Source organism: Klebsiella sp. P1954 (genome assembly GCF_018199955.1).
GTDB classification, from domain to species: Bacteria; Pseudomonadota; Gammaproteobacteria; order Enterobacterales; family Enterobacteriaceae; genus Klebsiella; species Klebsiella pneumoniae.
The window spans coordinates 1,610,997-1,631,602 of sequence record NZ_CP073373.1 but is presented as its reverse complement, the minus strand read 5'-3'; the positions used below and the strand labels follow the sequence as shown (position 1 = coordinate 1,631,602).

The window sequence follows — 20,606 nt, the reverse complement described above, 5'->3', positions numbered from 1 at the left end:
GCGCCGGGAGGTTCTCCCTGCATTATCCCCGGCCTGTCGGCAGAGCGATGTTATTACAGGACTTTTTGCAGGGAGCCGCGCTGGCTGCCGTTTGCCCATACGCCGTTAAAGGCGTCGTTCAGCGTAAAGGCTGAGCTTTTCACCCGGAAGGTCAGTTTACCCTGGCTGGCTTTCGCCTCCTCGACCAGATGACCATGGGTTTTCACCGTTTTAGCGGTGACGGTAATCTCATCAATTTTATCGCCATACTCCGTATAAACATACCAGGTGCCCACCCAGGGGGCGAAGCCGCTGCTGGCGTGCTGCGCGGCGGCGGCATTCTCGGCTTTGGTTTTATGAATATCGCAGGTGGTCCCGTCGGTCATCTGCGTGCAGCCGGAACGTTCAAGCTGTTCCCGGTATTTCGCGCTAATGGCGTGGGCCGGCGCGGCGGCGACCAGCGCCAGGGTGAGGGTGGTGAAAAGCCAGGTCTTATTCATCTTATTGTTTCTCATCGCGATAGCGGCGTGCCGGGCCATAGAGAGGGATACACGTTGGTGTATTCTCCCGTTGGCGTCAGAATAAAATAACCCAACCAGTCCTGATAAGTAATTAGCAAGAGGCTCTGGGGTTATTTATTAGTAAAACATCAAAGTTTCATGCTTATTTCGCAAGCCAACCTTCCCACTGCTTGTCATATTATTGCAGAGAGAATGTTAATTATTTGATGTTTTAAAAGCGGCTATGTGTCATTCAGGCAAATAACAGCAGGCCTGTCCTTGGCGCACGGCAAAAGCCCGCGCTGGTGCGGTGTTGAGTTTTTTTCATATTGCTATCATCATATTTCGAATGAAAGGGATAACCTCTGAAGCGGGTTATTAAGCCAGTAATTTTTATCCGCAAAATAAGCCGGCGGCAAGCATTATTTCCATTTATTTTTCAGGGTTACCTGAAATAGCGAATATACCGCCAACGCAATGATGGATTTCCATCATTTCTCCGTTTTCATCGTCGGTCGTCACCTGCTTATAGTGATGCCAGACAAGACCACAGGGTGGAAAGGAGAACAAGATGGCGACAGAGCAACTGCGGTGGGGCGTGAGCCCCCTGTGCTGGACCAACGATGTACTCGAGGATTTAGGCGGTGAAATTCCCCTGGAAACCTGCCTGCGCGAGGCGCGGGAGGCGGGCTATCAGGGCATTGAGTTAGGACGGAAATTTCCCCGCCAGGCAGCAACCCTGGGCCCGCTGCTGGCGGCGGCTGACCTGCGCCTGGCGTCCGGCTGGTACAGCGGCCTGCTGGCCGACCGCAGCGTGGAAGCTGAGCTGGAGGCGGTGCGGGAGCACGCCCAGCTCCTCCGGCAGCTCGGTGCGAAGGTGATGGTTTACGGCGAATGCGGGCAACTGCCAGGTGAAACCCCGCTTGATGAGCCTATTTCGCTCTCGCCGCCGTTAAGCCGCGTCAGCCTGGCGGCGTATTGCCACAAGCTGAATACCTTTGCCGACCTGCTGCTGCGCGACTATGGCCTCCAGCTGGCCTATCACCATCATCTGATGATGCTGGTGGAGCACGATGACGAGCTGGAGCGGTTTCTGTCTCACACCCATGACAACGTCGGGCTGGCGTTTGATACCGGCCACGCCTTTGTCGCCGGGGTCGAGATCCCGCGCGTACTGCACAAATATGGCCACCGTATCCGCCATCTGCATCTGAAAGACGTGCGTCCGCAGGTGCTGGGGCGTCTGTATCGTGAAAACCTGAGCTTTAACGAGGCGGTGCGTGCCGGGCTGTTTACCATCCCAGGCGACGGCTGCATCGACTATGCGCCGATCCTCGACTTTGTACGGGACAGCGACTACCGCGGCTGGCTGATTATCGAAGCCGAGCAGGACCCGGCGATGGCGCCGCCGCTGGCCACCGCCAGCCGCGCCTATGCCTGGCTGGCGCACCATTTATCTTCCCCTTCATCGTCAGAGGAGTACGCATCATGAGCGCGCGGTTAAATATTGGCCTTATCGGCTCAGGTTTTATGGGGCAGGCACACGCTGACGCTTACCGTCGCGCGGCGATGTTCTATCCCGATCTGCCCAAGCGCCCGCATCTCTACGCGCTGGCGGATCAGGATCAGGCGATGGCCGAACGCCACGCGGCGAAACTGGGGGCGGAAAAGGCCTACGGCGACTGGCGCGAGCTGGTAAACGATCCGCAGGTTGATGTGGTGGATATCACCTCGCCGAACCATCTGCACTACACAATGGCGATGGCGGCGATCGCGGCGGGTAAACATGTCTATTGCGAGAAGCCGCTGGCGGTCAATGAGCAGCAGGCGCAGGAGATGGCGCAGGCGGCACGGCGCGCGGGGGTGAAGACCATGGTGGCCTTTAACAACATCAAAACGCCGGCGGCGCTGCTGGCAAAGCAGATTATCGCCCTGGGCGATATTGGCGAACCGGTGCGCTTTCGCGGCACCTTTGATCAGGGGTTTTATAACGACCCGAACCTGCCCTGGTCCTGGCGCTGCTCGAAAACCCTCGGCGGCAGCGGGGCGCTTGGCGACCTCGGCGCCCATACCCTGTCCGTCGCCCAGTTTTTGCTGGGCGGGATCCGTGAAGTGACCGCCAGCGCGCAAACCTGCCTGCGCCAGCGTCCGGTACCGCAGACCGATGCCGGGTATGCCAGCCAGGTCGCGGCCGATGCCGAGTGGCGGGAAGTGGAAAATGACGATCAGGTTCAGTGCCTGGTCAATTTCGACAGCGGCGCCGCGGGGGTGATTGAGGCCTCGCGCATCGCCGCCGGGCGGATCTTCGGCGTGTTCTGGGAGGTCTCCGGCACCGAAGGCACGCTGTATATGGACGGGGAGCGCTTTAACGAGCTGCAGGTGTATCGCTTCAACGATGACAAACATGACCGCGGCTTTAAGACGCTGTATGCCGGGAGCCAGATCCCGGCCTATGCCGGCTTCTTCGGCTTCGATTTTGGCGGCGGCGGGCTGGGCTATTTTGACGTCAAGGTGATCGAAGTGCATGACCTGGTGCAGGGGATTTGCGGGGAGGGCGACTGCTATCCCAACTTTGAATTTGGTTTGCAGAATCAGCGCGTGCTGTCGGCGATTGAAGCCTCGATGGCCAGCCGTCGCTGGGTGAACGTGGTTAAAGACTAAGGAGCCGCTATGTTTCCGTCACACTTACCAACCCCGCGCCGCCCGGCGGCGCAGAGCATTCCCATCCTGCGCTGGGGCATTATCGGTCCTGGCTGGATCGCCGAGCGCTTTGTGCACTCATTGAAAACCTACAGCCGGCAGCAGGTGGTGGCGGTGGCTTCCCGCAGCCAGGCGAAGGCCGACCGGGTGGCCGCGGAATGGGGGATCCCCCAGGCTTACGGCCAGGTGGAGGAGATGCTGGCGCGTCCGGATATTGATGCGGTGTATATTGCGACGCCGCACAACCATCACTTTCCCGACGGCATGCAGGCGCTGAAGGCGGGCAAACACGTGCTGATTGAGAAGCCCTTCGCCCTCAACCTCGGCGAAGGGCGTGAGCTGCAGGCCGAAGCCGCCCGCCAGGAGAAGCTGGCGCTGGAGGCAATGTGGTGCGATTACGCGCCGAAATATGATGTGATCCGCCAGCTGCTGGAGGATGGGGCGCTCGGCGACCTGCATACCCTGCTGGCCGATCACGGCGAGTATTTCACCCGCGACCACCGCATCTTCAATGCCGATCTTGCCGGCGGGCCGATGATGGACCTCGGCAGCTATGTGACCTCGTTTGCGCTGATGGTGGGCGGCATGCCGCAGGAGATTGTCGCCCGCGGCAGCGCCACGGCAGAGGGGCTTAACGGTCAGACGTCGATGCTGTTCGGCTGGCAGAACGGGATGCAGGGGTTGTTAAACACCACTTTGTTCAGCAACACGCCGGGCGGGGCGGTGGTGGCCGGACGCCAGGCGACCCTGACGATCGACGGCCAGTTTTACGCCCCCGGCGGCTTCACGCTCGCCGCCAGTCAGGGCGGGCAGGTGCTGCGCTGGGAAGAGCCGCGCAATCGCTACGACCAGCTGTTCTGGCAGGCGGAGCATTTTGCCTGGTGCATCGGACAGGGGGGGCAGGACTCGCCGCTGCGGCCGCTCAGTCGGGTGCTGCAGAATCTGCAGGTGATGGATGAGGTGCGGCGCCAGGTGGGCGCGGTGTTTAACGAAGAACGCTAAGGAGCCGGCCGGGCATTGGTTTGCAGATAGCGCGAGCGTATCTGCCATTGCCCGGCAAAAGGACGCGCATGGCGCCGGATGTCTGGTGCCCGGCGTCGCTGCGCTTGCGCGGGCCTGGGATATCTATGCAACCGTTTGATATTAAATCAGATTAGTGCCTGTGTTATGTAGGCCGGGCAAGGAGACGCCGCCGCCCGGCATAAAACGGCTCCGCGTCGGCTGTTCTTGCCCGGCGGCGCTGCGCTTGCGCGGGCCTGAGATATCAATGCAACCGTTTGATATTACAGTGTATTGATGCCTGTGTTATGTAGGCCGGGCAAGGCGACGCCGCCGCCCGGCATAACAGCGGCTCCGCGCCCGCTGTTCTTGCCCGGCGGCGCTGCGCTTGCGCGGGCCTGGGATATCTATGCAACCGATTGATATTACGGTGTATTAATGTCTGTCTTCTGTAGGCCGGGCAAGGCATCGCCGCCGCCCGGCATAAAGGCAGGTGCAGCGCCTGATAGCGGTTGCCTCGCACCCGCTCAGCGACAGTCATCGACGGCGACAAACTGACCATGCTGCAGGGACTGAACCGCCGCTTCGGCAATGGCCTGCGCCTGCAGGCCGTCCAGCAGGCCGGGCAGGTCGGCGACGGTTTCACCATTCAGGGAGCGAATAAAGGCGTCAAGATGCTGGTAATAAGATCCCTGTACCCGGCTGAACCAGTCCGGCCACAGGCCCGGCTCAATGCGCTGATTGCCGCGCCACAGGGTAGGGCCCGCCGGCGACTGGCTACCGGACTCCAGCGCGCCTTTGGCGCCCAGCAGGGTGATCCGTTCATCGTACCCGTGGCCGGTGCGGCGGGTATTGTCCAGCTGCGCCAGCGCGCCGCCGCGCATCTGCATCATCAGGATGGAGGTGTCGACATCGCCAAATTCGGCAATGTCCGGCAGGGCCAGCGCCGCGCCCATCGCTGCTACGGTGCGCACTTCATCGCCAGTGAGAAAGCGCAGGAGATCGAAGAAGTGGATCGCCTGATCGCGCATCTGGCCGCCGGAGCTGCGCAGATAGTCGAGCGGCGGCATGCTGGAGGCGCGGCAGACCATCTGCACCAGCTCGACCCGGCCGATCAGCCCTTGCTCCAGCTGGCGGCGGAGCTGCTGATGGCTGCTGTCGAAGCGCCGGTTAAAGCCGACAGTCACCGGCACGTTCAGGGGGAGCACCCGCTCCACCACCTCATGGGCGCGCGCCAGGGAGAGGTCGATCGGTTTTTCGCAATAGACCGCCTTGCCCGCCCGGGCGGCGGCTTCCAGCAGTTCGGCATGCGACGGGGTTGAACTGGCGATCAGCACCGCGTCGATGGCGTCGCTATGGATCGCCTCGCTCACGGTCACCGCCCGGGCGCCATAGCGGGCGGCCAGCGCCTGGGCGCGCTCCGGCGCGGTATCGGCCACCATCGTCAGCGCACTTCCTTCATGACGGGCAAGACTGGCGGCATGAACCTGACCGATAAAACCACTGCCTACCAGGGCAAAACGTTTGCAGATCATTTTTTTCTCCAGAATGGCGAGGGGACGCTGCCACCATAATCGGTTTGCTAAACTCACTGACACTGCCGTTTTGATGGATTTCCATCATGAAGAGAGGGGCGATGAAAAACATTTCACTGGCGATGCTGGCCAGACAGATTGGCGTCGGCGTGGCCACCGTTGACCGGGTGCTGAACGAGCGCGGCGGCGTATCGCCGCAGACCACGCGCAAAGTGCTGCAGGCGGCGCGCGAGGCGGGACTGAAGCGGATCCTGCCGGAGGAGCACCGCTTTCCCTGGCAGATTGAGGTCTTTCTCAGCAGCAATGACTCGTTCTTCTTTCCGCAGCTGGCGCAGGATTTTGCCGCCGTGGCGGATAGCCTCGGCTATCGCCGTCTGACCTTGCACCGCACCTTTGTCCCGGAGTCGCAGCCGACGACGCTGGCCCGGCGCATTGCGCGCAGTTGCCAGCAGCGTCAGGGGATCATCGTCTTCGGCAATGACCATCCCGCGGTGCACGACGCGCTGCGCCGCTGCCGGGAGGCTGGCGTCCCGGCGATCACCCTGGCGACGGACCTGCCCGGCGCCGACCGACTCTGCCACGTGGGGATCAATCAGCTGCAGGCTGGCCGCACGGCGGGGTTAATGCTGGGGAGAATGACGCCGCGGCCCGGCGAGGTGCTGATGGTCAGCGGCCGGCAAGATTACAGCGCGCATCGCCTGCGCATTCAGGGGTTCCGCGAGGTGCTGAGCCAGCGCTTTCCCCACCTGCAGCTCAGCGACGTGCTGGCGGGCGAGGAGCGGCGGGAGCAGATCACCCGCCTGGTGGAGCAAGCCCTGTGCCGCAGCCGGAATATTGTTGGGATCTATAACACCGGGCTTGGCAATACCCAGATTGCCGAGGCGCTGGCCCGCCACCGCCGCGAAGGCGACGTCTGCTGGATCACCCATGAGCGTTACAACACCACCCGGCAGCAGCTGGCGAAGGGCAGCCTGGCGTTAACGCTCGATCAGAACACCCGCCAGCACGCCCAGCTGGCGATCGACCTGATGCTGCGCCATCTGGAGTCCGGCTACCAGCCGCAAACCTATGCCGACGGTAAAGTCGACTTTATCCTCTACAGCGCCGAGAACGTGGACTAAGGCGTGCGGCGCCTCCCTTTCTGACAACACGGATTTCCCCGGCGTGTAAATGCCAACCCCGCCGGGAGGGATCGCTTCAAAGCGTTGTCTGCTTCTCATTTTTCGCTCATTTATGCGGCAATGTTAGATGTCTGTCAAAATTCTGTTACTGCATAGTTTTAAAATTTTCATTTCAGTTATTTACTTATAAAAGTTTCAAATGTCTTGTTAATGAAATAAATGGTCTGAAATCCAGGTTGCGGCGTAAATGGACTGATGTTTCAAAATAGTGATGATAAAACAGCCGTTATTTGTGATTTAGATCACGATGGAGTGCGAGAGGTGCCGCAGCGTCGTCGATATACCAGCAGACATTTGCCGCAACGTAACTGAAATTAATTTTTCATTTTGTTTCATTCACCGGCGTACCTACAAAATCAAGGATCAACTATGAATATTAAGAAAACGATTGTTGCCTCTTTGTTAGCCTGCATGCTGCCTGCGGTGGTTATGGCAAAAGATGTCTCCATTGGCGTCTCGATGGCGCTGTTTGACGATAACTTCCTGACGATCCTGCGTACCTCGATGCAAAAAGAGATGAAAAAAGATGGCGTTAAATCGCAGATCGAAGACGCGAAAGGGGATGTCTCCCAGCAGCTGCAGCAGGTGCAGAACTTTATCGGCCAGGGGGTGGACGCCATTATCGTCAACCCGGTGGATACCAACGCGGTGAAACCGATCATGGATCAGGCCACCAAAGCCGGGATCCCGCTGGTGTTTGTGAACCGCCGTCCGCAGGCGGAGCTGACCGACAAGATGGCCTATGTGGGATCTGACTCTATTCTCGCCGGCCGTCTGCAGATGGAAGCGCTGGCGAAAGCGATGAACGGTAAGGGCAATGTGGCGATCCTGCTCGGCGACCTGGCGAATGAATCCACTCGCGACCGCACCAAAGGGGTGGAAGAGGTGGTAGCGAAATACCCGAACATCAAAATCGTCCAGAAGCAGACCGCGAAATTTACCCGCAATGACGCAGTGGATGTGGTCAGCAACTGGATGACCAGCGGTGAGGATATCCAGGCCATCGCCTCCAACAACGATGAAATGGCGATCGGCGCCCTGCAGGCGCTGGGCAAAAACCCGAACCATATTCTCATCGCCGGCGTGGATGGCACCCCGGACGCGCTGCAGATGCTGAAGAGCGGCAAGATGATCGCCACCATCTTCCAGGATGCGAAAGGCCAGGGTGAAGGCGCAGTCGACGCGGCCATCAAGCTGGCGAACGGCGAGAAAGTGGAAAAAATCATCGACGTGCCGTATCAGCTGATCACCAAAGAGAACATGGCTGAATTTACCAACCGTAATCAGAAATAGTCCTGGCCAACCTGTGGTACGGAGGTGGATGTATGAACGCTTTTGCCCTTGAAGCCGAAGGTATCAGTAAGTTCTTCCCCGGCGTGAAGGCGCTCGATAATGTCTCATTGCGCGTGCGTCCGGGAACGGTGCATGCCCTGATGGGCGAGAACGGCGCCGGTAAATCCACGCTGATGAAATGCCTGATCGGTATCTATCGCCCCGATAAAGGGTCGATTCGCGTGAAAGGGGAGCCGGTGGAGTTTACCGACACCATGGATGCGCTGCGCTCGGGGATCTCGATGATCCACCAGGAGCTCAATCTGGTGCCGCATATGACGGTGGCGGAGAATATCTGGCTGGGGCGCGAGCCGATGAAGTACGGCTTTGTCGACCACGGCCAGCTGACCCGCCAGACCCAGGCGCTGCTGGATAAGCTCAATATCCGCTTAACCGCTGACCGGCTGGTGGGCGACCTGAGCATCGCCGCCCAGCAGATGGTGGAGATTGCCAAAGCGGTCTCATGGAACGCGGATATTGTGATCATGGATGAGCCCACCTCGGCGCTGACCGAAGGCGAGGTGGCTCACCTGTTCACCATCATCCGCGATCTGCGCGCCCAGGGTAAAGCGATCATCTATATCAGCCACAAAATGGATGAGATCTTTGCCATCACCGATGAGATCAGCGTCTTTCGCGACGGCACCTGGGTGGGGAGCAAAAACACCACCGAATTTACCCGCCAGTCGCTGATCACCCAGATGGTGGGCCGCGAATTAACCCAGCTGTTTCCGAAATTTAATAACACCATCGGCGAAGAGGTGCTGACGGTGCGCAACCTGACGCGTCAGGGCGTGTTCCATGACGTCAGCTTTAGCGTACGCCGTGGCGAAATCCTGGGCGTGGCCGGGCTGGTGGGCGCCGGGCGCAGCGAGGTGATGGAAAGCCTGTTCGGTATGGAGCGCTTCGACAGCGGCGAAGTGCTGATCGACGGGGCGCCGGTGACCATCGATTCCCCCTCCGTGGCGATTGAAAAGGGGATGGCATTATTAACCGAAGACCGGAAAAAGTCGGGCCTGTTTCTGGTGCTGTCGGTGCTGGAAAATATGAGTATCGTCAAAATGCCGGAATATATCGGCAAGAGCGGTTTTGTCCAGCACGTGAAAATGGCCGAAGACTGCATGGAGCAAATACGCCGGCTCAATATTAAAACGCCGACGATGGATCAAATTATTAATAACCTCAGCGGGGGGAATCAGCAAAAAGTCCTGATTGCGCGCTGGCTGTTAGCGCAACCGAAAATCTTAATTCTCGATGAGCCGACCCGCGGTATCGACGTCGGGGCGAAGGCGGAGATTTATCATCTTATCAGTGAACTGGCGAATCGGGGGGTGGCGGTGATTATGGTCTCCTCTGAACTGCCGGAAATCCTTGGCATGAGCGATCGGGTCATGGTGATGCATGAAGGTCGTATCACCGGCATCCTGGAAAAAGACGAAGCCGACCAGGAAACCATTTTGTCGTTGGCATCCCATTGAGGCACAGAGAATGAGTAATATGAAATTAACGGCGGCTCCGGCCAGCGAGGGTTCCTCCTTCTTCGCTAATTTGCGGCATAAAATGCCGAAAGATACCGGCATCTTTGTGGTGATGCTGGTGATTGCCCTGACCTTTGAAATCGCCGGCTGGTATGTTCGCGACCAGTCGTTCCTGCTCAATACCAACCGGCTGGTGCTGATTGTGCTGCAGGTGGCGATTATCGGCATCATCGCCGTCGGCGTCACCCAGGTGATCATCACCACCGGGATTGACCTCTCCTCCGGCTCGGTTATTGCCCTTGCGGCGGTGGTGGCGGCCAGCCTGGCGCAAACCTCCGATAGCCTGTCGCCAATGTTCCCGGCGCTGGTCAACCTGCCGGCGGTGATCCCCATTTGCGCGGGGATCGGCGTCGGCCTGCTGTGCGGCCTGACCAACGGTTTCCTGGTGACGCGGACCGGTATCCCGCCGTTTATCGCCACCCTCGGGATGATGGTTTCGGCGCGCGGTCTGGCGCAGTATTACACTCAGGGCAACCCGATCAGCTTCCTCTCCGACAGCTTTACGGCGATAGGCCAGGGGGCGATGCCGGTGATTATCTTCTTCGTGATCGCCGCCGTGTTTCACATTGCGCTGAAGCATACCCGGTATGGCAAATATGTGTATGCCATCGGCGGCAACATGACCTCGGCCAAAGTGTCCGGCATCAATGTGAATAAATATCTGGTGATCGTCTACACCATCGCCGGGGCGCTCTCCGGGCTGGCGGGGGTGGTGCTGGCGGCGCGCGTCAGTAGCGGCCAGTCGAGTATGGGGATGTCCTACGAGCTGGACGCGATTGCCGCCGCGGTGATCGGCGGCAGCAGCTTAATGGGCGGAGTGGGGCGCATTACCGGCACCCTGATTGGCGCGATGATCCTTGGCCTGATCAAAAGCGGTTTTACCTTTGTCGGCGTCGATGCCTATGTGCAGGATATTATTAAAGGCATCATTATCGTTGCGGCAGTAACCATCGATATGCGTCGCAACCGGAAAAAACACTAATCTTATCAACGGGCGGCAACGGCGAAGGATGCCGTTGCCGCCCGTCCTGTCCAGAAATAAACAAAATACTCCCCGCCAGGCTCCGCCTGTCTGTTTTGCCCGCGCTGCGCATCCTGTACAGTTTCGCCACTTCCGTTGTCCATTCGTCAGGGGCCACGCGTGGCCTGCGGTTTCTGGAGTCGTATGAATACACCATCCTTTGGCAAATTCTCGCCGCGCTGGCTAGCGGGAAAAAGGGGCCTTATCGTCACGCTGCTCGCGGGGCTGGCGATCCTGGCGCTCGGTCGGGGCATGACTTTGCCGGCCAGAGAGGTTTACCGTGAGAGGCAGATCCGCCAGCTGGAGGAGGATGCGCAGTGGGTGGCGGAACGCCTTGAGCGGCGGATGAACATTCCGGCGCCGCAGCGGGAAGCGACCTGGCCGCTGGCGGCGATGCGCGCCGCTCTCCAGACCCTCGCCCGGGAGCGGCATTATCAGCTGCTGCTGGTGAATGGCGACGGGCATCTGCTGGCGGCATCGCACGCGCTGCCGGCCAGCGTGCTGGCCCAGGTGCAGGCGCAGTTCCCGCGAGAGATGCAGCCCCCGCTGTTCGGCAGCCACTACCAGACCATTCAGCCATTCGCCCCGCATCAGCGGATGTTAAGCCGGGCACTGAACGGCAACGCGGGGCTGGCGGGCTGGAATCTGGTGATGCTGGCGCCGGATGGTGGATTGCCCTCGTTGCTGGTGGCTTACCGCTGGCCGGTAACGATCGGCCTTGGCGCGGTGCTCGCCAGCGCGCTGCTGGCGCTGAGGCAGGCGGCGCGCGCCAGGCGAAAACGCTAATTGCCAACCGCGCCGTCAGGGATGGCGAATCTGCAGGGTGGCGGGCAGGTAGCGCTGAAGCGGCTCCGGGGCCTGACCGTCGATCAGCTGGCTGAGCAGATCGTAGCAGTGCCAGGCCAGCTGGCGATTATCCTGCTGCACGGTATCAATGCGCAGGGAAAGCGAATCATACAGATAGTGATCGTCGAAGCTGGCGAGATGAATATTGGAATCCAGCAGATGATGCTGGCTCATATAGCGCAGCACCCCTTCGAGCAGCCCGCAGGCCGCGGTGAAGAGCGCCTTCGGCGGACGCCCCAGCCGCGCGCAGAGCGCCGCGAACATCTCATAGCCGGAGCTGGGGTGGTAGTTGCCGTTGATCACCCACTCGGGGCGCAGCGTGATCCCCGCCTGGGCCAGGCCCTGGGTGAACCCCGCCAGCCGGTCGCGCGACGGCGACAGCCGCGGCTGGCCGCCGAGAAACCAGAACTCGTCCGCATGCTGAGGCGCGATACGGGAGATCAGCTCGGCCGTTGGGGTGACCGAGTCGGTCATCACCAGCGGCAGGGCGCTGTCGCTGGGGGAGCGGTCAAACAGCACCACCGGCAGCTGTTCGCTGAGCTTCTGATAGTCGGCATCGCTGTGCATACAAGAGGCGACAATCAGGCCATCGACCTGGCGGGCGATCATGTTATTGACCACCACGCTCTCCTGACCTGGGTTTTCGTCGGTGCAGGAGATAAGCAGCTGCACGCCGGCTTCCCGGCAGAGCGTCTCAAGCTCGTGGGAGAAAACGGCAAACCCGTAGTTGGTGATCTCCGGCACCACCAGACCAATGGTATGGCTGCGGTTATCGCGCAGCGAGCGCGCGTGAATGCTCGGCTGATAGTGCTGTTCGCGAGCGATCGCCAGTACGCGCTCGCGCGTCTCCTGCGCCACGCGCAGCTCTTTACCACGACCGTTGAGTACCAGGCTGGCGGTCGCTTTGGAGACGCCCGCCAGTTCGGCGATATCTTTGATAGTTACGCGTTTGGTTTTCATCAGCACCCGGGAGCCTGAAAGCAAAACGCTTATTCTACCATGCATGGCCGCAGCAGCCAGCGGCAGAATGCCACCGGCGTCGCACCGCTGAAGATGAGCTGCCCCGGATAGCCCGGAAAGAAGCGGCTGCTCATCACCCCCTCGCCATCGTTGATGAAAATCTCCACGCTGGAGCGGTCGATAAAGATCCGCAGGCGTCGCGCCTCGCCGCGCCAGTAGCGGTGATGCATCTCCGCCGTCTGCAGGTCGCGGCGCGACAGACGTAGGCCGTCGCGATTGACGGTGAGCTGCAGGGCGCCGGCAAAGTCCAGCCCCAGCGTGCTGTTGGGGGCGATGTCAAAGGCCAGCTCCATCGGGGCGAGGGGCAGGGTCTGTCCGCACCAGCCCTGGGCTTCCCCGCGCAGGGCGACCAGCTCGCGCAGCGGACGCTGATACAGAGTGCCAGCCTGCCACTCCAGCTCACGCACGCAGGTCATCTGATGGATCCAGCCCTGCGCGCGGGTGGGCTGATGCATCTCGTCCCCGTCGGGGACGCCCATCCAGCCGACCAGCAGGCGGCGGCCATCGTCGGCCTGCATGGTCTGCGGCGCGTAGAACTCAAATCCGCTGTCCAGCTCGTTCAGCGGGCCGTGGTCGAAGATCCCGCGTTCGGCGTCGAAGCGGCCTGCCATCCACACCGCCGGATAGGTATTGAGAAAGCGCTGCGCTTCGCGGGCCAGCCCCTGCGGGCAGCAGATCAGCAGGTGGGTGTCCGCCAGCGGAAAGAGATCCGGGCACTCCCACATGTAGCCGGCGTTCGCCAGGCCGTTCACGTCGTGCCCGGCGATCTCGCCCACCAGGCGCCACTCCCGCAGGTCGCTGGCGGTAAACAGCAGCACTTTGCCGCGCTGTTGCACATCCTGCGCCCCAAGAACCATGTACCAGCGCCCGTCCTGCCGCCACACTTTAGGGTCGCGCACATGGCCGGTATAGCCTTCTGGCAGCGGCAGCACCGGCCCCAGCTTGCGGAAGGTGCCATCAGCATTCTCGGTCGCCAGACATTGCCAGGCGGTGCGCCCGCCGTCGGGGAATTTCACGTTGCCGGTGTAGCACAGAGTCAGGGCGCCCTCGAACTCGACCGCGCTGCCAGAGTAGCAGCCGTTGCGGTCATACTCTTCATCCGGCATCAGGGCGATAGGTTCGTGCCGCCAGTGCAGCAGATCGGCAGAGCTCCAGTGTCCCCAGCACTTATAGGTATGGTCGCAGGCGAGCGGGTTCCACTGATAAAACAGGTGGTAACGCCCGGCGACCTGGCAAAAGCCGTTAGGATCGTTCAGCAGTCCGTTGACCGGCGCCAGATGCCATTGCGGATAATGGCTGTCGGCCAGCGCCTGCGGCTGGCCCTGCATAACGGCCTGCAGGATCGCAGGCAGACGTGACGGTAATGACATTATTCAGCGTCCGTTTTGTATTTCAGCGTCAGAGAGAGCGCGAAGGCCACGGCGAAGGCGATCGCCATTCCGATAATGTAGTTCAGCAGCGAGCTGGCCTGCACGATAGCCATTCCCGGGATCGCCGTCAGGCCCACCGCGGTCATGTAGACGTGCATCGACACCACCCAGGCGCCGCCGGCGGCACCGCCCACCAGCGCGGCGATAAACGGTTTCACAAAGCGCAGGTTAATCCCGAAGATTGCCGCCTCGGTGATCCCCAGCATCGCCGAAAACGCCGACGGCAGGGTGATGGCTTTTATTTTGGCATCTTTGGTTTTAAACCACACCGCAAAGCAGGCGCCGCCCTGGGCGACGTTGGCCATCGCCCAGATCGGCAGCAGGAAGTTGACGCCAATCGATGGGTTGCCCAGCAGTCCGGCCTCGATGGCATGGAAGCTGTGATGGATACCGGTAATGACGATCACCGAATAGAGGCCGCCGAACAGCAGGCCCGCCAGCCAGCCGGCGTGGCTGATAAGCGTGCTGAGGATAAACGAAATGCCGTCGCCGAGCGCGCGACCGGCCGGGCCGATCAGCAGCAGGGCGATAAAGCCGGAGATAATCACCGTCAGGAACGGAGTGAGGATCAGGTCCAGCGCGTCAGGGATCACGCGGCGCAGCCGCTTCTCGACCATGCTCATAAACCACACCGCCAGCAGCACCGGGAAGACGGTGCCCTGGTAGCCGATCATCGCCACTTCGATGCCGAAGAAATTCATTGTGTGGAAGCCGGCGGCGACGCCCCAGGCGTTGGTCAGCGCCGGGTGGGTGAGGATCCCGCCGAGGGTCGCGCCCAGATAGGGGTTACCGCCAAATTCGCGGGCGGCGGTAAAGCCGATCAGGATCGGCAGAATGATAAACGCCGCCGAACTGCACATATCCAGCATGATATAGAGAGCGTTGCTCGGGTCGACCCAACCGTAGGTTTTCACCATCCCCAGCAGGCCCATCAGCAGGCCGGAGGCGACGATGGCCGGAATAATCGGCACGAAGATGTTGGACAGCAGGCGGGCGATGCGCTGGAACGGGTTCAGCTTTTTCGCCGCCAGGTCGGCGGCTTCGGATTTGCTCGATTCGCTGATGCCTGCGGCCTGGATAAAGGCGGCATAGACTTTATTGACCACCCCGGTGCCGAAGATGATCTGCATCTGTCCGGCATTGCGAAAGCAGCCTTTCACCCCGTCGATTTTGCCAATCGCCTGCTGATCGGCGAGCGCGTCGTCGACCAGCACCAGCCGCAGGCGGGTGGCGCAGTGCGCGGCGCTGGCGATGTTTTCCTTGCCGCCCAGCAGGGGAAGCAGTGAGCGGGAAATCTGTTCAAAATCCATAGTACCCTCTAAATGCATGATGATATGGCGTGGGCGGCGCCAGCCGTGGCAGGCGCCGCGAACCTTATATTTATGTGTTATTTACCCTGTCGCCCCGGTGGCCGTCAGAACCAGGTCTCCATTTGCATACCGAACGACCATTCGCCGCCCGATTTGAATCCGTTGCTGCCTAATGCGTCATCGTTGGCGTAGTTGTCCAGTTTTTTGCTCCAGTCCATCCACGATGTATAGAAGCGGATCTCCGGCCGCGAGAAGAAGTCGCCGATGCTGCCCACCTTGAAGGTCGGGGCGAAGGTCAGCTTGTAGAAGCTGCCATTGACCGCATGGCGATCGTTGTAGCCTTCAGGCTGCAGATCCATGTACTGATAGCTGCCCTCCCAGGCGAGGGCGAAGTTCTGCGTCACTTCCTGAATCAGACGCAGGTTGAGGGTGGCCCACTGATAGCTGTCGCCATCGACATAACGATCTTTACTGCTCTGCGCCAGCACGGCCGGGGCAATAAACCAGCGATCGCTCAGCGGCGTGGTGCCATAGCTGGCGAAGCGCCAGGTATTGGCCCCCGGGCGCAGCGCGCCGTCGGAGCCGATGCCTTTAACCTCGGCGCCCAGCCCGTGGCCGTACAGCAGGGCCGTTTTGCTGGTCCCGTCGCGCAGGCCATAGAAGCTCTCATTGTGCAGGCCCAGCAGGGCATGAACCCCGGTGTTAGCGGCATCGCCTTTCACCAGATTGCCGTTCGCGTCCTGGCGGTCGTCATTATCTTTCGCCCGCATCCCGCTGACCATCATCTGCACCGGGCCGGCAAAGTTATTCATGCTGACGATATAGTTCTGCACGCTGTTGCTGCTGTCGGCGATATCGCCAAAGTTGCGGCCGTATAACGAGAAGTTGCTGCGCAGGCTGTCGTTCCATTTCACGTCGTAGATCCCGCCGCCGGTCCCGGCGAGGAACACCACATCCGAGTCAATCCAGTGGATGTCGAAGTTGTCGCGGTCAAAGCGTTTCCCGGCCCACAGGGTCGAGCCTTTGAACGGGCCTTCGAAGGTCGGCAGGTTGCCCAGCTCAACGAACGCCTGGCGCACGTTCAGATCGCTGCTGCTTGCCGTCCAGTCGTTATAGGTGGTCTGTCCGTCGGCCACCATCACTTTGAAACGGGTGGTCGCCCCGTTGTCCAGGGTCTGTTTATGTTCGAGGTTCATTTCCACATAGGTGTCGGCCTGGTTGCCCAGGCGACCAATGGCGCCGCCGGTCTCCCCGGCGGGGGTCATATAAGCGCCGGATTTGGTACTGGCGGCCGAGTCGTTCATGATCACCCCGGAACGCGCATAGCCGTGGAACTCAAAGCCGCCGGGCCGTTCGGCTTTTTCTTCCAGTTGAGTGGTGCGCCTGGCCACCTGCTGGGTGGTGGCCTGGGTTTGCTGCTGCTGCTGGGTTAACTGCTGAACTTTCTGCTCCGCTGAGGCGGCGCGGCTTTCGGCAGTGCTGGCGCGGGTCTCGGCGTCCTGCAGGCGTTTTTCCAGGGCGGCGAGACGCGCTTCAATGCTGTTCAGGTCTGTCTGCCCATGGGCGGCGGCGGTGCCGGTTAGCAAAGCAATAAGAATGGCTAACTTCCGTTTTTTATACATGTTGGTGACATCCAAAGGTAAATCAGTGAGTGTGCTAATGTTTGCTAAACCGGTTTAGTTGATATGGTAAACATGTCGGTAACGCGGTGAAAATAAAAATTGCTAAACCGGTTTAAGAATTGTGATGTCGCCAGCAAAGTGGGCCGTTAACCGGCCCAAGGGGATCACAGCGAGCGCTGAAGATCGTCCCTGTAGGGCAGGGCGGTCATGGCGCCTTTGGCGGTGGTGGCCAGCGCGCCGCAGGTTTGCGCCAGCGCGAGGTCGGGAGCCAGGGCTGCGAGGTTGTCCGGGATACCGTGGGCGGCGAGGCCGGCGAGTAGCCCGGCGACAAAGGCATCGCCGGCGCCGGTGGTATCGACGGCCACCACCGGGCGGGCAGGGAAGTGGCTAACCTGCCCGCGCAGGGCGGCCTGGACCCCCGCTTTACCCTGGGTCACCAGCAGTAGCGTCGGCTGGAAGCGGGCGTTCAGCCGGGCGATGCCGCTGACGATGTCGTCGCTGCCGCTGATAAACGCCAGCTCCTCTTCCGAAAGTTTTATGGCGTCGGCGAGGGCCAGCGCCCGGTCGAGACAGTCGCGAAGGTCCTGCGGATCCTGCCACAGGTCGCTGCGGATATTGGGGTCGAAGCTGACATAGCCCCCGGCGCGCTTTATCGCCTCCATCGCCGCGAATGTCGTGCTGCGGCTCGGTTCCGCGCTGAGAGCGATGGAGCAGACGTGCAGCCACTGACCGGCGGCAAACGGCGGGAGATCCTCGGGCTGAAGGAACAGGTCGGCGCTCGGACGGACCATAAAGGTAAAGGTGCGCTCCCCGTGGCTATCGAGATCGACCACCACCGTGGAGGTGCGCTGCGCCGCATCGAGGCGCATATAGTTCACATCCACTTGCTCCTGCGCCAGGGTGTGACGCATAAAACGGCCGAAGGGATCGTCGCCGACGCGGCCGATAAACCCGCTGTCACCGCCGAGGCGCGCCACGCCGACCGCCACGTTGGCCGGCGCGCCGCCGGGGCATTGCAGCAGGCGGCCCTCTCCATCGGGCAGGAGATCGACGACCGCATCGCCGAGTACCCAGATTTTTCCATTCATACGACAAGCTCCTCTAAGCTAAACTTTATTAAACCGGTTTAGCTCATTAAAGCACAGCCCACCGGTAAGCGGAACGATTGGGTCACGAAACAGGGAGGCGAGGGTAAAAAATGTGAGCCAGGCGGAATATTTCGCCACTCCAGATCTGGACTTTTCCTTCCCCACCCGCTTAGGTATAGTTCAACAGGTCGCGGTTAGCCCCGCCGCGGTGGCCAAAGGTAAAGGAGTGCATAGCGCGATGAACCCCAGTTTTGGCGATATTTACGATCGGTACCAGAAGCTGACGCTGACTACGCATCTGCCGGCGGTGATCGCCTGCAGTGAAACGCTGAGTTTGGGCAAAGACCAGGGCTTTATTCCGCAGCCGGGCTATCTCTACTTTCTGCTGCAGGGGCAAATGACATTGGCCTTTGGCGATGAGCAGAACCTGGTCGGGATTGTTATCGCGCATATGCCGTTAGGATTACTGGAACATTATTGTCCGTCGGTCGCGCTCTATTATCAGTGTCTGGGCGAGTGCCAGCTGGCGAAAATAACCGCCAGCGATTTTGAGCGAATATTCTTTCATTCGTCGCCGGGCTATATGCAAGAGCTGACCACGATCCTGGCCTATATGGGCATATTTGCCCTTGATGCCCACTATGAACGCGGCAGCCAGACCAGCTTTCAGACCATTAAATCGATGCTGTCGCGCTATTTATATCGCGGCGAAATTGATGGGGGTCAGCATGAGAGCCTGTCGGCATTTATTATTAAACGAACCAATCTCTCGCGCAGCTATGTGTACCAGGTGCTGGCCGCGCTGCGCGAGGGGGGATATATCACGGTGAAAAAAGGCAAGCTGATCTCCATCGACCGTCATATTCCTGAGAAATTCTAAATCCGATTCGGCAGATTCACGCCATCACGTTGCTATTACCGCCAGGGAAAGCGCTAAGCGCGCTTTTTCCCCCGGCCCCGTTACGCCTGAATCTGGCTGTTTTATTTATTTAACCTTGCACTCTGGAGTTATTTTATGACCCTGGACTATGTGGCGCTGGCCATTCTGATCGCCGTGGCCTTAATACTTTTTTATGGCGTGATTGTTATTCACGATATTCCTTATGAAATCGCCAAAGAGCGGCGTCATCCTCATCAGGATGCGATTCATTATGCCGGTTGGGTCAGCTTATTTACCCTCCACGCGCTGTGGCCCTTGTTATGGATCTGGGCGACGCTGTGGCGCGAAGACCGCGGATGGGGGATGCGCCACATTGCCGACGAGCAGCAGGCGCTGCATCAGCGTCTGGAAACGGTGGTCCAGCAGCTGGAACAGGTCCAGCGCGAGGTGGACGTTCTGAAAGCGAAGGAGGCAAAATAATGGAAACGTTAATGTTGCTGACCTACGCCGCGCTATGCATCGTGGTGTTTAAAGTTTTTCGCATCCCGCTCAATAAGTGGACCGTGCCGACGGCGGTGCTCGGCGGTATCGCCCTGATTGGCGCGGTGATCTTCGGGATGAACTACAACTTCCCTTATACCGACGTCGGTAACCAGGTGTTTCGCACCGTGCCGATTGTGTCGCAGGTACGCGGCCGGGTGCAGAGCGTACCGGTGAAGCCTAACCAGATGCTGCGTAAGGGCGATGTGCTGTTTACCCTCGACCCGACGCCGTTCCAGGCGAAAGTGGACGATCTGCAGGCGCAGATAAAAGCTGCCAGTCAGGATGCGCTCTCCTTAAACGCGGCGTTAAGCCAGGCGCAGGCCGAGCTGAGCAGAGCGGTGGCCCAGCGTGACCAGTCGCGGCGAGAGTATGCCCGCTATCGGGAGGGCCATGCCCAGGGCGCCTTCTCCGATCAAATGGTTGATACCCGTCTGCAGACGTGGAAAGCCGATGAAGCCAGCGTCAGCGCGGCTCAGGCGAAGGTGGTTCAGGCGCGTAATGCGCTGGACTCGGTGGTGAAGGGCAAAAACACCACCGTGGCCTCCCTGCTGGCGCAGCTGCAAAAGGCGCAGTTTCAGCTGGAGAACACCGTCGTCCGCGCCCCGGAGGATGGCTATGTCAGTACCGTCGGCTTACGGCCGGGCACCATGTCCACTGCGCTGGGGATGATCCCGCTGATGACCTTTGTGCCGGTGGAGGGCGCCGCCTCGCGGGAGTACGTCGCGGCATTTCGCCAGAACGCCCTGCAGCGTCTGCATAAAGGCGAGCCCGCGGAGCTGATGTTTCCGGCTATCCCGGGCACCGTCTTTCGCGGAGAAGTGGCCGACGTGCTGCCGGCGATTGGCGAGAGCCAGTTCCAGGGGCAGGGCAAACTGCTGACCACAGACGCGCTCAATACCCATGGCCGGGCGCTGGTGGTGCTGAAGGTGACCGATCCGCGTTTTGCCGAATACGCTCTGCCGCAGGGGGCCACCCTCGAGGCGGCGGTCTACTCGGATCATCTGAAAGAGCTGTCGCTGATCAGGAAGATCCTGATCCGTATGAAAAGCTGGGAAAACTATATCTATCTCGATCACTAAGCC

Annotated in this window: 17 protein-coding genes and 1 pseudogene; 11 read left to right on the top strand and 7 right to left on the bottom strand. The window is 60.3% G+C overall.

Features of this window, described 5'->3' with window-relative positions:
* Positions 1-53: 53 nt before the first annotated feature.
* Positions 54-479, bottom strand: a complete 426-nt coding sequence (locus tag KB890_RS07940) for a hypothetical protein (RefSeq protein ID WP_020806212.1) — start codon at positions 477-479, stop codon at positions 54-56.
* Between the two features lie 571 nt (positions 480-1,050).
* Between KB890_RS07940 and iolE the strand changes: the two genes are divergently transcribed.
* From iolE to KB890_RS07925, 3 genes are read left to right on the top strand one after another with little or no spacing between them, the layout of a single operon-like run.
* Entirely contained in the window at positions 1,051-1,971 is a 921-nt protein-coding gene (gene iolE, locus KB890_RS07935; RefSeq protein WP_020324720.1) for a myo-inosose-2 dehydratase, read from the top strand.
* Positions 1,968-3,140, top strand: a complete 1,173-nt coding sequence (locus KB890_RS07930; RefSeq protein ID WP_020324716.1) for a Gfo/Idh/MocA family protein — start codon at positions 1,968-1,970, stop codon at positions 3,138-3,140. Before iolE ends, KB890_RS07930 begins: the two co-directional genes overlap by 4 nt.
* Positions 3,141-3,149: 9 nt before the next feature.
* Positions 3,150-4,181: a Gfo/Idh/MocA family protein gene (locus KB890_RS07925; RefSeq protein ID WP_020324719.1), complete on the top strand. Its 1,032-nt coding sequence runs from the start codon at positions 3,150-3,152 to the stop codon at positions 4,179-4,181.
* Positions 4,182-4,705: 524 nt separating this feature from the next.
* On the opposite strand, the gene KB890_RS07920 is transcribed toward KB890_RS07925, so the two are convergent.
* Entirely contained in the window at positions 4,706-5,713 is a 1,008-nt protein-coding gene (locus KB890_RS07920; RefSeq protein ID WP_020324713.1) for a Gfo/Idh/MocA family oxidoreductase, read from the bottom strand.
* A 101-nt stretch (positions 5,714-5,814) separates the two neighbouring features.
* Between KB890_RS07920 and KB890_RS07915 the strand changes: the two genes are divergently transcribed.
* The 5 genes and pseudogenes from KB890_RS07915 to KB890_RS07895 all read left to right on the top strand — a co-directional run bounded on the left by KB890_RS07915 (position 5,815) and on the right by KB890_RS07895 (position 11,539).
* Positions 5,815-6,834 carry a LacI family DNA-binding transcriptional regulator gene (locus tag KB890_RS07915; protein WP_004191476.1) on the top strand — a complete coding sequence of 340 codons (1,020 nt, stop codon included), beginning with the start codon at positions 5,815-5,817 and terminating at the stop codon, positions 6,832-6,834.
* A 429-nt stretch (positions 6,835-7,263) separates the two neighbouring features.
* Positions 7,264-8,187, top strand: a complete 924-nt coding sequence (locus KB890_RS07910) for a sugar ABC transporter substrate-binding protein (protein WP_002892597.1) — start codon at positions 7,264-7,266, stop codon at positions 8,185-8,187.
* A 32-nt stretch (positions 8,188-8,219) separates the two neighbouring features.
* Positions 8,220-9,704, top strand: coding sequence for a sugar ABC transporter ATP-binding protein (locus tag KB890_RS07905; protein WP_004142660.1), 1,485 nt, complete (start codon positions 8,220-8,222; stop codon positions 9,702-9,704).
* Between the two features lie 19 nt (positions 9,705-9,723).
* Positions 9,724-10,746: an ABC transporter permease gene (locus tag KB890_RS07900; RefSeq protein WP_004152946.1), complete on the top strand. Its 1,023-nt coding sequence runs from the start codon at positions 9,724-9,726 to the stop codon at positions 10,744-10,746.
* A gap of 183 nt (positions 10,747-10,929) precedes the next feature.
* Positions 10,930-11,539 (top strand): annotated as a pseudogene (locus KB890_RS07895) (hypothetical protein).
* A gap of 47 nt (positions 11,540-11,586) precedes the next feature.
* Here KB890_RS07895 and KB890_RS07890 read toward each other — a convergent pair.
* The 5 genes from KB890_RS07890 to KB890_RS07870 form a co-directional block, all read right to left on the bottom strand.
* Positions 11,587-12,597 carry a LacI family DNA-binding transcriptional regulator gene (locus tag KB890_RS07890; RefSeq protein ID WP_014907957.1) on the bottom strand — a complete coding sequence of 337 codons (1,011 nt, stop codon included), beginning with the start codon at positions 12,595-12,597 and terminating at the stop codon, positions 11,587-11,589.
* 23 nt (positions 12,598-12,620) lie between these two features.
* Positions 12,621-14,021 (bottom strand): sucrose-6-phosphate hydrolase, encoded by a 1,401-nt coding sequence (locus tag KB890_RS07885; RefSeq protein WP_020323872.1) that lies wholly within the window; start codon positions 14,019-14,021, stop codon positions 12,621-12,623.
* Complete coding sequence (locus tag KB890_RS07880; protein ID WP_002892640.1) at positions 14,021-15,391, bottom strand: sucrose-specific PTS transporter subunit IIBC; 1,371 nt, start codon at positions 15,389-15,391, stop codon at positions 14,021-14,023. Before KB890_RS07880 ends, KB890_RS07885 begins: the two co-directional genes overlap by 1 nt.
* 104 nt (positions 15,392-15,495) lie before the next feature.
* On the bottom strand, positions 15,496-17,013 hold the full coding sequence (locus tag KB890_RS07875; RefSeq protein ID WP_004147437.1) for a carbohydrate porin: 1,518 nt from the start codon (positions 17,011-17,013) through the stop codon (positions 15,496-15,498).
* Positions 17,014-17,177: 164 nt separating this feature from the next.
* Positions 17,178-18,101, bottom strand: a complete 924-nt coding sequence (locus KB890_RS07870) for an aminoimidazole riboside kinase (RefSeq protein ID WP_004142652.1) — start codon at positions 18,099-18,101, stop codon at positions 17,178-17,180.
* 238 nt (positions 18,102-18,339) lie between these two features.
* Between KB890_RS07870 and KB890_RS07865 the strand changes: the two genes are divergently transcribed.
* The 3 genes from KB890_RS07865 (at position 18,340) to KB890_RS07855 (ending at position 20,603) form a co-directional block, all read left to right on the top strand.
* Positions 18,340-18,981: a helix-turn-helix domain-containing protein gene (locus tag KB890_RS07865; protein WP_004151802.1), complete on the top strand. Its 642-nt coding sequence runs from the start codon at positions 18,340-18,342 to the stop codon at positions 18,979-18,981.
* A 135-nt stretch (positions 18,982-19,116) separates the two neighbouring features.
* Positions 19,117-19,461, top strand: coding sequence for a DUF3302 domain-containing protein (locus KB890_RS07860; RefSeq protein ID WP_002892695.1), 345 nt, complete (start codon positions 19,117-19,119; stop codon positions 19,459-19,461).
* On the top strand, positions 19,461-20,603 hold the full coding sequence (locus KB890_RS07855) for an HlyD family secretion protein (protein ID WP_004178875.1): 1,143 nt from the start codon (positions 19,461-19,463) through the stop codon (positions 20,601-20,603). Before KB890_RS07860 ends, KB890_RS07855 begins: the two co-directional genes overlap by 1 nt.
* Positions 20,604-20,606 lie beyond the last annotated feature (3 nt).

Coding starts and splice junctions, on each gene's coding strand:
- KB890_RS07940 (WP_020806212.1), bottom strand. CDS start 479: ATGAATAAGACCTGGCTTTTCACCACCCTCACCCTGGCGCTGGTCGCC.
- iolE (WP_020324720.1), top strand. CDS start 1,051: ATGGCGACAGAGCAACTGCGGTGGGGCGTGAGCCCCCTGTGCTGGACC.
- KB890_RS07930 (WP_020324716.1), top strand. CDS start 1,968: ATGAGCGCGCGGTTAAATATTGGCCTTATCGGCTCAGGTTTTATGGGG.
- KB890_RS07925 (WP_020324719.1), top strand. CDS start 3,150: ATGTTTCCGTCACACTTACCAACCCCGCGCCGCCCGGCGGCGCAGAGC.
- KB890_RS07920 (WP_020324713.1), bottom strand. CDS start 5,713: ATGATCTGCAAACGTTTTGCCCTGGTAGGCAGTGGTTTTATCGGTCAG.
- KB890_RS07915 (WP_004191476.1), top strand. CDS start 5,815: ATGAAAAACATTTCACTGGCGATGCTGGCCAGACAGATTGGCGTCGGC.
- KB890_RS07910 (WP_002892597.1), top strand. CDS start 7,264: ATGAATATTAAGAAAACGATTGTTGCCTCTTTGTTAGCCTGCATGCTG.
- KB890_RS07905 (WP_004142660.1), top strand. CDS start 8,220: ATGAACGCTTTTGCCCTTGAAGCCGAAGGTATCAGTAAGTTCTTCCCC.
- KB890_RS07900 (WP_004152946.1), top strand. CDS start 9,724: ATGAAATTAACGGCGGCTCCGGCCAGCGAGGGTTCCTCCTTCTTCGCT.
- KB890_RS07885 (WP_020323872.1), bottom strand. CDS start 14,021: ATGTCATTACCGTCACGTCTGCCTGCGATCCTGCAGGCCGTTATGCAG.
- KB890_RS07880 (WP_002892640.1), bottom strand. CDS start 15,391: ATGGATTTTGAACAGATTTCCCGCTCACTGCTTCCCCTGCTGGGCGGC.
- KB890_RS07875 (WP_004147437.1), bottom strand. CDS start 17,013: ATGTATAAAAAACGGAAGTTAGCCATTCTTATTGCTTTGCTAACCGGC.
- KB890_RS07870 (WP_004142652.1), bottom strand. CDS start 18,101: ATGAATGGAAAAATCTGGGTACTCGGCGATGCGGTCGTCGATCTCCTG.
- KB890_RS07865 (WP_004151802.1), top strand. CDS start 18,340: ATGAACCCCAGTTTTGGCGATATTTACGATCGGTACCAGAAGCTGACG.
- KB890_RS07860 (WP_002892695.1), top strand. CDS start 19,117: ATGACCCTGGACTATGTGGCGCTGGCCATTCTGATCGCCGTGGCCTTA.
- KB890_RS07855 (WP_004178875.1), top strand. CDS start 19,461: ATGGAAACGTTAATGTTGCTGACCTACGCCGCGCTATGCATCGTGGTG.